Source organism: Hyphomicrobium sp. LHD-15 (assembly GCF_031157355.1).
Classification (GTDB): Bacteria; Pseudomonadota; Alphaproteobacteria; order Rhizobiales; family Hyphomicrobiaceae; genus Hyphomicrobium_C.
Genome location: NZ_JAVIFT010000005.1, coordinates 190,884 through 203,473 on the forward strand (window position 1 = coordinate 190,884; position 12,590 = coordinate 203,473).

A 12,590-nucleotide genomic window follows, 5' to 3' on the forward strand; every position below is an offset into this window, starting at 1 on the left:
AACAATGTGCGCCCACGGACATAATCTGGTTAATATTGCTCAAGAAACACACGCGAAACCTCCTGTTGACACCGCGTATGCTGATCAAAAACGTCGCACGGTTCAAAATCGGAGTTTCCTAGGGAACAGACGGACTTGATCAAAGATTTAACCTGAGCCCGGTACCCTTACTAATTGGTACGAAAGCGAATTATGACTTGATTATGACAAGTCGCCGAACTACATGCACCGTGCGTACGGGAGTAAAGCGTTATGGAGAGCGTCTGTCGGTCTGGAACTTTTGAGCCGTCGAGCAACGGAATGGGGAATTTGAATCCCGCCGTTCTTGGCTCCGGCGTCGTGCTGCAGACCGTAAAAACCAGCGAAATTCTGTTTCAGGCCGGTGACGACCGCGCCCTTTATCGCGTCGAGCGTGGCGCCATCTGCCATTACATGCTCTGGGCCGACGGCCGTCACGACGTAATCGAATTCGCATTTCCGGGCGACATCATCGGTCTCGGCCATCTGCGCCGTCACGTGAGCACCGCCCAGGCAATGGTCGACACCGTCGTGAGCCTTGTTTCGAATGAAGAGTTCGAAGAGGCCATGGACAATGACGATCGTCTGTCGTTCCGCTTGTCGGCCGCTGTCGAACGCGAATTCGATCACCTGCGCGATCAGGCCCTCGCGGCCAAGGAGCCGCCGGCTTCGGCTCGCGTCGCAAACTTTCTGCTTGCGCTTTCGAGCCTGAACGGCCCCGAGGGACGCGATAGCAACCTGATTTCCGACGACATCACCGCCGGTTTCGTTGCGGAGAAGTTGGATTTGAGCATCGACAAACTCGGAGCCGCGCTTTTGAACCTCAAAAAGCATGGCGCCGTCAAAGAAACCCCGACGGGTCTCCGCATTATCGACGCCGCGGCGCTGCAGAAATTGGCGAACGCCGCCTAAGATAATTGCCACCCTTGAAACATATCCCCGCCCGCGCGGCTGATGACCGCACGGGCGGATCTTTTTGACCCCTATCAAGCGGGTTGCCCGATAAGGGTACATCACTCTATGGTCCCGGTTAATTTCATGATTTAAAAAATCAAGATACCCGGAAGGGCCAGAAGTCTAGGCCTTCGCAAAAGCAAGACCCGAGCGCGCGACAGGCGAACGACGAGACAAGAGGGAACCACCGCCCGATGCTGGATGACACCCAGAACGAAGCCGTGCGCGAAACGCCCGCCCCCGCGGCCCGGAGCACCGGAAACCTGTTCGTCGAACGGGTGCTGGACGTGGCCCACTACACCGACCACCTGTTCAGCTTCAAAACCACCCGCACCCCGTCGTTCCGCTTCCAGAGCGGCCAGTTCACGATGATCGGGTTGATGACCGAAACGCGCCCGCTGCTGCGCGCCTACAGCATCGCCAGCGCCGTCTACGACGACCACCTCGAGTTCTTCTCGATCAAGGTACCGGACGGCCCGTTGACGTCCCGTCTTCAGCACATCAAGCCCGGCGACGAATTGCTTGTCGGCCCGAAACCGACCGGCACACTTCTGCTCGGCAACCTGCGCCCCGGCAAGCGCCTGCTCCTGCTCGGCACCGGCACCGGCTTTGCCCCATTCGCCAGCGTTCTGCGCGACCCCGAGGCCTACGAGAATTATGAAACCGTGATCGCCGCCGAAGGCTGCCGTACGGTGGCTGAGTTGAAATACGCCGCCGACGTCGTCGCTGATGTGAAGCAGCACGAGCTCCTGGGCGAACTCGCCGCAGAAAAACTGCGCTACTACGATACCGTCACCCAGGAAGCCTATCGCCATCAAGGCCGTCTGACGGATCTGATCACCTCGGAAACGCTGTTCCGCGATCTCGCCCTGCCGCCTCTCGACCTCGAAACCGACCGCGTCATGATCTGCGGCAATCCCGGTATGCTGGTGGATCTCACCCAGATGCTGATTGCGCGCGGCTTCAAGGAAGGCAACAGCGGCACGCCGGGCGACTTCGTCATCGAGAAAGCCTTCGTCGAGCGCTGAGCGCCGAAGAACGAACGCCGCCCAAACCGACCAATCGATCCCCCATCCAGGGCGGCGATGCCGGCCGCCCTGTCAGCCAGCTGTCAGCCACAGAGCGCTATATCCTCGCTACGATTTGGTAGTGCTAGGATGTTTGCGTACACATGCACTCGGACAACATCGGCGCTTTTCTCTGCTACGATCCCCGCGATCCCTCGCAAACGGTTGAGGATCGGGCGACATGGCAGCTTACGGACAACGCAATCCTGATCACCGCGACGATGCTTCTCGCGATGGATGCCGAACGCTCCCGGATCAACTGGGAACGCGTGGCAGCCCTCGCCGATCTCTGCGAAGAACCCGAATTCACGCCAGCTCGCCATACGCTGCCGAAGAAAATCGCAAGCCGCAAGGAAACCGACGCGATGCTGCGAGCGACGCTTGGCCTCGCGCGCCGTCAAAAGCCTGCGACCTGATGCCGGTTGCAACCCAGCGCCCGATCACGGGAAGCTAGCCGATAGGAATTTTTCCCAGGAGCGGCATGTCCCTCGAAGTTCTCCACGCACCCGGTCGCGGCAGGCCGAGGGACGTCGATATCCTTCTCGTACACGGCATCTTCGTCGGCGCGTGGGTCTGGGAAAAGACTTTCATGCCCTATCTGGCCGAGGCCGGTTACAACGTCCACGCCGTGAGCCTCAGCGGGCATGGCAAGAGCTGCGGCGCCGACCGCCTCGGCGCGCTGACGCTGAGTGACTACACCAGCGATCTGTTGGAAGCCGCATCAGCCATCGGGCGGCCTGTGATCGCGGTCGGCCACTCCATGGGCGGCGCCGTGGTACAGAGCGCGATCAGCTCCGGCGCAGGTTTTGCGGGCGCCGTCTTGATGGCATCCGTTCCGCCCAACGGCCTGATGGCCGCGAACCTTGCCATGATGTGGCAGCGCCCAACTCTCTGGCGCGAGCTCTCGACGATGTTCACGTCCGGCCTCAGCCAGGTGGATTTCGAGATCCTGCGCGACGGTCTGTTCTCGAACCGCATCGACAAGGCCACGTTCGCCGCCTTCGCCGCGCGCGGCGGCCAGGAGAGCCCGCTCGTCGGCTTCGAGCTGCAGGGTATGCGGCCGTTTGCACCGATGCCATGGCTCGCCCCGCCGATGCTCGTCATGGGCGGCACCGAGGATCGCTTCATCCGCAGGGAAGACCTCTGGACGACGGCCACGTGGTACGGCACATCCGCCCAATTGCTTCCCGGCCTCTCGCACACTTTGATGCTCGATCCCGATTGGCAGATCTCCGCCGATTGCCTGCTCGCCTGGCTTGCCAAAACCGAGGGACGTCTGCCGCATTGAATTTATATCCGGCAGACAACCCTTCATCGGTCCGGCTTGACCTCACGCCTCAGTGCACGTCCGCGTGCGCATGCGCCGGATGCGGCAAATCCTCTCCGAGCGCCGTGGGACCGCCCGTGTGCCGAAGCGGCTTTCCTGAAAGTGTGCGCAGCATCACGTAGAACACCGGCGTCAAAAAGATGCCGAAGAACGTCACGCCGATCATGCCGGAGAACACCGCGACGCCCATCGCCTGGCGCATCTCCGCGCCCGCGCCAGTCGACGTGACCAGCGGCACCACGCCCATGATGAAGGCGAGCGACGTCATCAGGATCGGGCGCAAGCGCAGCCGGCTCGCCTCGACCGCAGCCTCGAGCGGCGTCCGCCCGGCGAATTCCAGCTCGCGCGCGAACTCCACGATCAGGATCGCGTTCTTGGCCGAAAGCCCGACCAGCACGATCAGGCCGATCTGCGTGAACACGTTGTTGTCGCCACCCGTCAGATACACGCCGAAGATCGCGGCCAGAATCCCCATCGGTACGATCATGATGATCGAGAGCGGCAGCACCAGGCTTTCGTACTGCGCGGCGAGCACCAGGAACACCAGGAAGATCGAAAGCGGAAACACCAGCATCGCCGAATTGCCCGCCAGGATCTCCTGGTAGGTCAGTTCCGTCCACTCGTAGCCGATGCCCTTCGGCAAGGTCTCCGCCGCAACCCGCGCGATGGCATCCTGCGCCTGGCCGGACGAAAAGCCCGGCGCCGCGCCACCATTGACGTCGGCGGTCAGGAAGCCGTTGTAGCGCATCGCCCGCTCCGGCCCCGCGACTTGCTTGACGTTGAGCAGCGCCGAAAGCTGGATCATCTCGCCGGACTTCGAGCGCACCTTGAGCTGGCCGATGTCGTCCGCCCGCGACCGGAACGGCGCATCGGCCTGCACGCGCACCGAGTAGGTGCGCCCGAACTTGTTGAAGTCGTTGACGTAGAGCGAGCCGAGATAGATCTGCATGGTCTCGAATACGTCCGTGACCGCGACCCCGAGCTGGCGCGCCTTCGTACGGTCGATCTCGGCATAGAGTTGCGGCGTGTTCACTTGGTAAGAGGAGAAAAGGCCTGCTATCTCCGGCGCCTTCGCAGCACCCGCCAGGAAGCCGCGCGTCGCTTCGTCGAGCGCGTCATAGCCGAGCCCGCCCCGATCCTCGATCTGCAGCTTGAAACCGCCGATCGTGCCGAGCCCCTGCACCGGCGGCGGCGGGAACATGGCAATGAAGGCTTCTCGAATGCCGCCGTATTTCTTGTTGAGCGACTGCGCGATGGCCCCGCCCGAAAGCTCCGGCGACCTGCGCTCGGCAAACGGCTTGAGCGTCGCGAACACGATGCCCGCGTTGGAGCTGTTGGTGAACCCGTTGATCGAGAGACCCGGAAACGCGACGGCACTCTCGACACCCGGCTCCGCCAAGGCGATCTCGCCCATGCGGCGGATGACCTCTTCGGTGCGATCGAGCGTCGCGCCATCCGGAAGCTGCGCGAAGCCGACGAGATACTGCTTGTCCTGGCCAGGCACGAAGCCGCCGGGAACCGACTTGAACAGCCCGACCGTCACGCCGATCAGCACGAGATAGACGCCGAACGCCAGCGCCTTGCGCGAGAGCATGCTGCGCACACCCCCGCCGTAGGCCTCCGAGCCCCGGCGAAAGACGAGGTTGAAACCACGGAAAAACCCACCGAGCACACGATCCATCCCCCGCGTCAGCCAATCCTTAGGCGCGTCGTGTCCCGTGAGCAGAAGCGCCGCCAGCGCCGGAGAAAGCGTGAGCGAATTGATGGCCGAGATCACCGTCGAGATGGCAATCGTCAGCGCGAACTGCTTGTAGAACTGCCCGGTCAAACCGCTGATGAACGCGAGCGGCACGAACACGGCAATCAGCACCAGTGCAATGGCGATGATCGGTCCCGTCACCTCCCGCATGGCGCGATACGTCGCATCACGCGGGCTGAGACCCGCCTCAATGTTGCGCTCGACGTTCTCAACCACCACGATCGCATCGTCGACCACGATGCCGATTGCGAGCACCAGGCCGAACAGCGTCAGCGCGTTGATCGAGAACCCGAACACGTGCATCACCGCGAACGTGCCGATGATCGACACCGGAACCGCGACCAGCGGAATGATCGAGGCACGCCACGTCTGCAGGAACAGGATGACGACCAGCACGACCAGCGCCACCGCCTCGAGCAGCGTGTGCACGACGGCCTCGATGGACGCCCGCACGAACTGCGTCGGATCGTAAACGATCTTGTAGTCCACACCCTCCGGCATGTTGGCCTTGAGCTCAGCCATCGTCGCGCGGACGTTGTCGGAGATCTGGATCGCGTTCGAGCCCGGCGCCTGGAAGATCGGAATCGCGACCGCGGATTTATTGTCGAGCAGCGAGCGCAGCGCATACTCCGCCGCACCAAGCTCGATACGGGCCACATCGCGCAGCCGCGTGATCTGCCCGTTGGCGCCGGACTTCACGACGATATCGCCGAATTCCTCTTCGCTCTGAAGGCGCCCCTGCGCATTGACGGAAAGTTGCAGGTCGACCCCTGACAGGCCGGGCGAAGCTCCAACGACGCCAACCGCCGCCTGCACGTTCTGCGCGCGGATCTCGTTGACGATGTCAGACGCGGAAAGCCCAACCTCGGCCGCCTTCTTCGGATCGAGCCACACGCGCATCGCATAGTCGCCCGAACCGAACAGCTGCACCTGCCCGACGCCGTCGATGCGCGCGAGCCGGTCCTTGACGTTCAGCACCGCATAGTTGCGCAGATACGTCATGTCGTAGCGGTCGTTCGGCGACAGCAGATGCACAACCATCGTCAGGTCGGGCGCGCTCTTGATCGTCGTGATGCCGAGACGGCGCACTTCCTCCGGCAGCCGCGGCTCCGCCTGCGAAACACGGTTCTGTACCAGCTGCTGCGCCTTGTCGACGTCGGTCCCGAGCCGGAACGTGACCGTCAGCGTCATCAGGCCGTCGGTGGTCGCCTGGCTCGACATGTAGAGCATGTTCTCGACGCCGTTGATCTGCTCCTCGATCGGCGTCGCGACGGTCTCCGCGATGACCTTCGGATTGGCCCCCGGATACTGCGCACGAACGACGACTGACGGCGGCGCCACCTCCGGATATTCGGAGATCGGCATTACCCGCAGCGCCAACAGGCCCGCCAGGAAGATCAGGACCGACAGCACACCCGCAAAGATCGGGCGATCGATGAAGAATTTCGAAAAGTTCATGGCGGACTCAATTCAAATTCGTTGTCGCGCAGCGCTATTGCTGCGCGATCTTCGCGGGCTCGGAAGAGGCCTGCGCATGGTCGAAGTGGCTGGTCCCGTCCATCGCGACGGGCTCGGGGGCGACCTCGTCGCCGGGCTTCACGCGCTGCAGGCCGCTGACGACGATGCGCTCGTTTGCCGTAAGTCCGCTCGTGACGATGCGAAGCTGCCCCGTCATTCGTCCGAGCGTGACCTTGCGGTAGGCAACCTTGTTGTCGGCGCCGACCACCATCACGAATTTCTTGTCCTGGTCCGTGCCGATCGCGCGCTCGCTGACGGCGAGAACCGGCGCCTGCCGGGGTTGCGCCATGCGCACGCGCACGAACTGCCCGGCGATCAACCGCCCGCTCTTGTTATCGAACACCGCCCGCACGCGAACCGTCCCGCTCGCCGCATCGACCTGGTTGTCGATGAGCTGCAGACGGCCCTCGGTCCATTCACCGGCGGGTTCAGCCGTCGCCATCTCGACCGGCAGTTGCCCCACGTCGGCCGCCGCGTTGGCTTCCGGCGAAAGCACCGCGAGCGCGCGAGAGACGACACCCTCGTCGGCGTTGAAGCTCGCATAAATCGGATCGACAGAAACAAGCGTTGTCAGCACCGGCGCGCCGGGGCCGGCTTCGACGAGATTGCCGACGGTATATTCGCGACGGCCGACGCGGCCCGAAACCGGCGCACGAACCTCGGTATAGCCGAGGTTGAGGCGGGCGGCCTGCAACGCAGCCTTCGCGGCCCTCAGATTGGCTTCAGCCTCCTTGAAGGTGTTGGTCCGCGTATCGAGTTCGCGTTCCGACAATGCGGGCGTACCCGCCAGCCGCTTTGCACGCTCGACCTCACCGCTCGTAAAACCGACGCGCGCCTCGGCCGCCGCCACTTGTGCGTCGAGCCGATCCACCTCTGCCGCGTACGGCGCCGGATCGATCGTCACCAGGAGGTCACCGGCCTTGACCAGCGCCCCTTCGCGGAAGTGGATTTTCTGGATGGCGCCGGCCACGCGCGAGCGCACGTCGACGCGCTCGATGGCCTCGAGCCGCCCCGAGAACTCATCCCAGGTCTCGGCTTGACGCGGCTCAACGACAGCAACCGACACAGCTACCGCATTGGAAGTGGGCGGAGCGCTGCTATTGTCGGCATGCAAGCCGCCGCGGGGTGTAGCAACAAGAACGCCGCCGGCGGCAACCGTCGCCATCAGGACAGTGCGAAGCGAGCGCTTGGAAATTGGGGTCATGATCATCGTTCCTTTGAGGGCACACGAAGCCGCAGACCACCGCCCCGCGCCCAACGGCGGTGTGACGGAGGCCCTGAAGCGGAAATGTCAGAGCGGACGGTTAGGAGAAGTTTTCGAGCCCCAGCGCCGGCCGGCGCCAGCGCGTGCGCGAGGCGCTCGGCCGTTCCTCCGACGAGGGTGCGCGCCAGCAGTCGGAAGTCTCTTCTGCGGCCTCGGCCACCATCGAGATATCCTCATCGGCATTGTCGATTTCGTGGAAGGAAGAGCTTGCCATTTGAGCCTCCGGGGGCCATATATTTGTACTGAGTGGTACGGATATAGGACGCGCCGGGACGCTGTCAACGAATTTCTGTACCAATAGGTATGAAAATGCAGAATGACAACTTGAAGCAAGAAAAACCGGCTGCCCACAAAGGCCGTCCGCGCGAATTCGACACCGAGGAAGCGCTCGACAAGGCGCTGCACGTCTTTTGGCGCAAGGGCTACGAAGGCACCTCCCTGTCGGATCTCACCGACGCGATGGGCATCAGTCGCCCGAGCCTCTACGCAGCATTCGGCAACAAGGAAGAGCTGTTTCGACTTGCGCTCGATCGCTACGCCGAGCACGGACCCGGCGCCATTCAGCGCCAGGCGCTCAGCGAGCCGACGGCGCGCCGCGTCGTCGAACGGCTGCTGCGCGGCGTTGCGGAGACGCTGACCGACCCGTGCAATCCGCGAGGCTGCCTCGCCGTGCAGGGCGCGCTCTCGTGCGGAGAGGCCGCCGAGCAGGTCAAAGCAGAGTTGTGCAGCCGCCGCTCGAAGAGCGAGGCCGCCCTTGCCGAGCGCTTCGAACGCGCAAAGCAGGAAGGCGACCTCGGCAAGGCCGTCGATCCCGCCGCCCTCGCGCGTTTCGTCGTCACGATCACCCAGGGCATGTCGGTCCAGGCGGCAGGCGGTGCCTCGCGGACCGATCTCCTCGCCGTCGCCGACATGGCGTTGCTGGCCTGGCCGTCCTCGGCATAAGCCGAGGGCAGAGACCCACCCGCAAGTATGATTGTCGACGGCGAGCGCGAGCCGTAAGAACGAACGGCAACAGCAGCCGGGAACACAGATCTTGAGCACGTTCGATGTCATCGTCGCCGGCGTCGGCGCCATGGGCGCCCAGACCTGCTGGCATCTCGCACGCCGCGGCCTACGCGTACTCGGTCTCGACCGCTACGACATTCCGAACAGCATGGGCTCCTCGCACGGCGTCCATCGCATCATCCGCCTCGCCTATTTCGAGCATCCCCTTTACGTGCCGATCCTGCGCCGCGCTTACGAGCTATGGCGCGAGACCGAGCAGCTCGCGGGCGAGCAACTGCTTTTCATCACCGGCTCGCTCGACATCGGCCTCGAAGGATCGCCTGTGGTTGAAGGCTCGCTCGCGAGCTGCCGCCAACACAACCTGTCTCACGATCTGCTCACAGCGTCAGACATCAACGCACGATATCCGGGCTACCGCCTGCCCGATGGCTTTGTCGGCGTACACCAGCCGGACGGCGGCTTCGTTGCCTCGGAACGCGCCATCGTCGCGGCGGCAGGCCTCGCCATGGACGCAGGCGCGACGCTCCGCGGACGTGAAGCCATCCTCGGCTTCGAGCCGCTTCCTAGCGGCGGCGGCGTGCGCGTGAAAACCGACCGCGGCACCTACGAAGCCGGCCGGCTCGTCCTCGCAACCGGAGCTTGGATCGGCGAACACGTCGCCGGCCTCAAGTCCATCTCCGTTCCCGAACGCCAGACGCTCGGCTGGTTCCGCCCCAAGCAGCCCGAACGTTTTCGCTTGGGCACGTTCCCAGTCTCGAACCTCAAGAGCGATCTCGGGCACTTCTATCAGTTCCCGGTCTGGGGCGTGCCCGGCTTCAAGATCGGCCTCTATCATCATCTCGGCGAAAAAGGCCTGGCCGATCAGCTCTCGCGCGAGCCCAACGCCGCCGACGAAGCAGCCCTGCGCCGCGGCCTCGCCGCTTTCTTTCCAGATGCCGACGGCGACGTGCTGGCCTTGCGAACGTGCCTGTTCACCAACACGCCCGACGAGCACTTCATCCTCGATCGGCTTCCGTCCGCACCCGCGATCATCGTCGCCTCGCCCTGCTCGGGGCACGGCTTCAAGTTTTCCTCTGCGATCGGTGAAATCCTGGCCGACATGGCGATGGATCGCACGCCTGCTTTCGATCTCTCGGCGTTCAGCCTCTCGCGGTTCTGATCGCACGGCAGAAACGTCAAACAGGAACCCGGCACGCTCCCCCACGTTTCAAAGATGTCGGCCGCCTTTGCGGATGCCGGCGTTAATCAATGGCGGGAGACAAACAATGAAAAGCGATCCGAGAAAGCCTCGCGTCCCGACGCTTCCCGGAGATAAGCCCGAGGAAACGCCCAACAATCCCGTTGGCCCTCTGCCGGAGAACCGGCACCCGGTTGACGAGCCGGTCGATGAGCGCCAACGCCGGGACGACCTTGAGGATCGACAGGAAAATCTCCTTTGAGATGAAGCGGAACTTCGCACTGCATTTAGCCGTTCTCTTCAAAAGAGAAGGAGGAAGCAGATGGCCTTAACCAAGCATGACGAAACGCGCGACAATTATGGCAACCCGCCGCGTGATGCGACCGGCACCGATCCCCGCTCTCACTCGGTGTGGTCCTATGTGATCGGCATTGTGGCGGCGGCACTCTTGGCGTTCGCCATTTTCGGATCGATGACACCGACGACCCAAGACACCTCGACCTCATCGACAAGGACGAGCGAACCGGCCACGCCGCCACCGGCGCCTCCGGCAACCGCGCCATAAACGACGTACAGCGCGCAAAGAACGGCCTCGCAAGCGTTTTGCTTGCGAGGCCGTTTTCTTGTTTCTCATTCTATTAGGTGAGGACGATCACATCGATGATCGCATACGTCACCGGATCAACGATCACCACCTGATCGTCGACGATGAAATACTTGTAGCTGCGGTAAGACGGCACGATCACCACGACGTCTGCAGGCACGGCGTAGAGAACGACGGTTCGTGGGACCACGACACCGACATTGATCCGCACGTCGATGTCTTTGACGGTCGCATCCGACTTGTGCGAGCGGAACGACGATTGCACCTGCGTCCGCTGCTCGCTGGAAAGCTGCGTGACGCTACCGCCCGGCTGATCGCCGCGCCCCTCCGTGCCCTCGGAGCGCCCTGACGCCGCCGAACGATCTGCATCAGATTTGCTCTCGGACTTCGCGGTGTCGTCCGAACCTTTCGATTTCGCCCCAGTCTTGTCCTGACCAGTCTTGTCCTGAGTGGCTTTATCCTGGGCTTGCTTGTCCTGTGCATCGCGTCCCTTGCCGCTCCGACCTTCTTCGGACTTCGCCGTGTCACCGGCAGCCTTCGATTTTGGAGAGGTCTTGTCTTGCGCCTCGCGCGACTTCTCGGGCTGACCGCGATCGCTGCGGCTTTCCGGGTTCGCCTCACCCTTGGAACCGTCGCTTCCTTCTTCGCTCATACCGCGCTCGCCTCGCGGCATTTGCCCGGCTTCGCCGCCGCCGCGTTCGACACTCGGCATTTTGCCGGCGCCTTCATGCGGACCGGCCCACTCGCTTTGCGCGAACGCGCTAGGCCCGGCAATACCGACGAACAGAGCCGTTGTGCAAAGCAGGATTCTTCTTGTCATTGGGATCTCCTTTGAAAGCCGACCCCCATGGAAAACCGCTCAACGGACGCATTGTTCCCCCGACATTGTTCCCATGACGTTCCAACAACCGCGAACATCACGCCGCGTCGCTTCGACAATATGCGGCACTTACCCCTTGGAATTGCTGACTTGTGTGTCGCGAGCAGATCGAACATTAGCAACGGGACGAAACCCCCTTCGCACCTCACGAATCGCAGCGCGCTCGTTGCGATTTGGCAACGTCACCAACCCGCCTCGCGGCTTGCCGGCGCTGCAAAGCCGCCTTATCGAGGCCCCCAGCCTCCCCGGGGCGTTGCCAAACCGCCGCAACGGGCGTTGGATATACAGACCGCAACGCATTTGTGGGATATCTCTCAGGGGCTGACTGGAGTTAACTTCGGTCAGCCCTGCTTTGCGGCGGTGCACCGGAGCGTGCGATCCAGCGCGTGCCCCGTGCGGTGCAATTTGGAGCCGATATGTCGAACGATGTGCTGATCTTTCTACGCTCGTGGGTTTCCGAACCGCTTCGGGTCGGCGCGATCGCGCCTTCGGGCGGAGCGCTCGCGGATCTGATCACACGGGAGATCACCCCCGCGACCGGCCCCGTCATCGAGCTCGGCCCCGGCACCGGCGCATTCACGAAGCGGCTGCTGAAGCGCGGCGTGCGGGCGGAGGATCTGACGCTGGTCGAGTACGGCTCCGAGTTCGCAACCTTGCTGCAGCTTCGCTATCCCGGCGTTCGCGTGCTCCGCCAGGACGCCGCCCGCTTGAGCGGCAGCCGGCATTTCAAGGACGTTAAGCCGGCGGGCGCCGTCGTCAGCGGCCTTCCCCTCGTCGGCATGTCGATGCGGAAGATCATGTCCATCCTCGGCGGCGCGTTCACCCATATGCGCCCGGACGGCGCCTTCTATCAGTTCACCTACTCCATGCGCTGCCCGGTTCCCCCGGCGATTCTCGACCGGCTTGGTCTCGAGGCGAAGTTGGTGGATCGGATCATCCTGAACGTCCCGCCCGCAGCGGTCTATCGCATCACGCGACGCGCGGCGAACCAGGAAGTCGCCTGAGACAGACGACCTC

Annotated in this window: 12 protein-coding genes; 8 read left to right on the plus strand and 4 right to left on the minus strand. The window is 63.2% G+C overall.

Features of this window, described 5'->3' with window-relative positions:
- Nucleotides 1-300 precede the first annotated feature (300 nt).
- The 4 genes from RCO24_RS15765 (at nucleotide 301) to RCO24_RS15780 (ending at nucleotide 3,327) form a co-directional block, all read left to right on the plus strand.
- Nucleotides 301-930 (plus strand): Crp/Fnr family transcriptional regulator, encoded by a 630-nt coding sequence (locus tag RCO24_RS15765; RefSeq protein WP_308963457.1) that lies wholly within the window; start codon nucleotides 301-303, stop codon nucleotides 928-930.
- 236 nt (nucleotides 931-1,166) lie between these two features.
- Nucleotides 1,167-2,000 carry a ferredoxin--NADP reductase gene (locus RCO24_RS15770; protein ID WP_308963459.1) on the plus strand — a complete coding sequence of 278 codons (834 nt, stop codon included), beginning with the start codon at nucleotides 1,167-1,169 and terminating at the stop codon, nucleotides 1,998-2,000.
- A 143-nt stretch (nucleotides 2,001-2,143) separates the two neighbouring features.
- Nucleotides 2,144-2,455, plus strand: coding sequence for a hypothetical protein (locus RCO24_RS15775; RefSeq protein ID WP_308963460.1), 312 nt, complete (start codon nucleotides 2,144-2,146; stop codon nucleotides 2,453-2,455).
- A 65-nt stretch (nucleotides 2,456-2,520) separates the two neighbouring features.
- Nucleotides 2,521-3,327, plus strand: coding sequence for an alpha/beta hydrolase (locus RCO24_RS15780; protein ID WP_308963461.1), 807 nt, complete (start codon nucleotides 2,521-2,523; stop codon nucleotides 3,325-3,327).
- 49 nt (nucleotides 3,328-3,376) lie between these two features.
- On the opposite strand, the gene RCO24_RS15785 is transcribed toward RCO24_RS15780, so the two are convergent.
- From RCO24_RS15785 to RCO24_RS15795, 3 genes are all read right to left on the minus strand, one after another.
- Entirely contained in the window at nucleotides 3,377-6,583 is a 3,207-nt protein-coding gene (locus RCO24_RS15785; protein WP_308963462.1) for an efflux RND transporter permease subunit, read from the minus strand.
- A 34-nt stretch (nucleotides 6,584-6,617) separates the two neighbouring features.
- Complete coding sequence (locus tag RCO24_RS15790; RefSeq protein ID WP_308963463.1) at nucleotides 6,618-7,847, minus strand: efflux RND transporter periplasmic adaptor subunit; 1,230 nt, start codon at nucleotides 7,845-7,847, stop codon at nucleotides 6,618-6,620.
- A gap of 100 nt (nucleotides 7,848-7,947) precedes the next feature.
- The gene (locus RCO24_RS15795) at nucleotides 7,948-8,121 is read right to left on the minus strand and encodes a hypothetical protein (protein WP_308963464.1); all 174 of its coding nucleotides are present in this window, start codon (nucleotides 8,119-8,121) and stop codon (nucleotides 7,948-7,950) included.
- A gap of 110 nt (nucleotides 8,122-8,231) precedes the next feature.
- Between RCO24_RS15795 and RCO24_RS15800 the strand changes: the two genes are divergently transcribed.
- The 3 genes from RCO24_RS15800 (at nucleotide 8,232) to RCO24_RS15810 (ending at nucleotide 10,654) form a co-directional block, all read left to right on the plus strand.
- Nucleotides 8,232-8,849 (plus strand): TetR/AcrR family transcriptional regulator, encoded by a 618-nt coding sequence (locus RCO24_RS15800; RefSeq protein WP_308963465.1) that lies wholly within the window; start codon nucleotides 8,232-8,234, stop codon nucleotides 8,847-8,849.
- Between the two features lie 91 nt (nucleotides 8,850-8,940).
- On the plus strand, nucleotides 8,941-10,071 hold the full coding sequence (gene solA / locus RCO24_RS15805; RefSeq protein ID WP_308963466.1) for an N-methyl-L-tryptophan oxidase: 1,131 nt from the start codon (nucleotides 8,941-8,943) through the stop codon (nucleotides 10,069-10,071).
- 340 nt (nucleotides 10,072-10,411) lie between these two features.
- Nucleotides 10,412-10,654: a hypothetical protein gene (locus tag RCO24_RS15810; protein ID WP_308963468.1), complete on the plus strand. Its 243-nt coding sequence runs from the start codon at nucleotides 10,412-10,414 to the stop codon at nucleotides 10,652-10,654.
- A 73-nt stretch (nucleotides 10,655-10,727) separates the two neighbouring features.
- Here RCO24_RS15810 and RCO24_RS15815 read toward each other — a convergent pair whose 3' ends face one another.
- Entirely contained in the window at nucleotides 10,728-11,513 is a 786-nt protein-coding gene (locus RCO24_RS15815; protein WP_308963469.1) for a DUF1236 domain-containing protein, read from the minus strand.
- A gap of 476 nt (nucleotides 11,514-11,989) precedes the next feature.
- Here RCO24_RS15815 and RCO24_RS15820 point away from each other — a divergent pair, with 476 nt between their 5' ends.
- A complete protein-coding gene (locus RCO24_RS15820) occupies nucleotides 11,990-12,577 on the plus strand; it encodes an rRNA adenine N-6-methyltransferase family protein (protein ID WP_308963470.1) in 588 nt (195 codons plus the stop codon).
- Nucleotides 12,578-12,590 lie beyond the last annotated feature (13 nt).

Coding starts and splice junctions, on each gene's coding strand:
- RCO24_RS15765 (WP_308963457.1), top strand. CDS start 301: ATGGGGAATTTGAATCCCGCCGTTCTTGGCTCCGGCGTCGTGCTGCAG.
- RCO24_RS15770 (WP_308963459.1), top strand. CDS start 1,167: ATGCTGGATGACACCCAGAACGAAGCCGTGCGCGAAACGCCCGCCCCC.
- RCO24_RS15775 (WP_308963460.1), top strand. CDS start 2,144: ATGCACTCGGACAACATCGGCGCTTTTCTCTGCTACGATCCCCGCGAT.
- RCO24_RS15780 (WP_308963461.1), top strand. CDS start 2,521: ATGTCCCTCGAAGTTCTCCACGCACCCGGTCGCGGCAGGCCGAGGGAC.
- RCO24_RS15785 (WP_308963462.1), bottom strand. CDS start 6,583: ATGAACTTTTCGAAATTCTTCATCGATCGCCCGATCTTTGCGGGTGTG.
- RCO24_RS15790 (WP_308963463.1), bottom strand. CDS start 7,847: ATGACCCCAATTTCCAAGCGCTCGCTTCGCACTGTCCTGATGGCGACG.
- RCO24_RS15795 (WP_308963464.1), bottom strand. CDS start 8,121: ATGGCAAGCTCTTCCTTCCACGAAATCGACAATGCCGATGAGGATATC.
- RCO24_RS15810 (WP_308963468.1), top strand. CDS start 10,412: ATGGCCTTAACCAAGCATGACGAAACGCGCGACAATTATGGCAACCCG.
- RCO24_RS15815 (WP_308963469.1), bottom strand. CDS start 11,513: ATGACAAGAAGAATCCTGCTTTGCACAACGGCTCTGTTCGTCGGTATT.
- RCO24_RS15820 (WP_308963470.1), top strand. CDS start 11,990: ATGTCGAACGATGTGCTGATCTTTCTACGCTCGTGGGTTTCCGAACCG.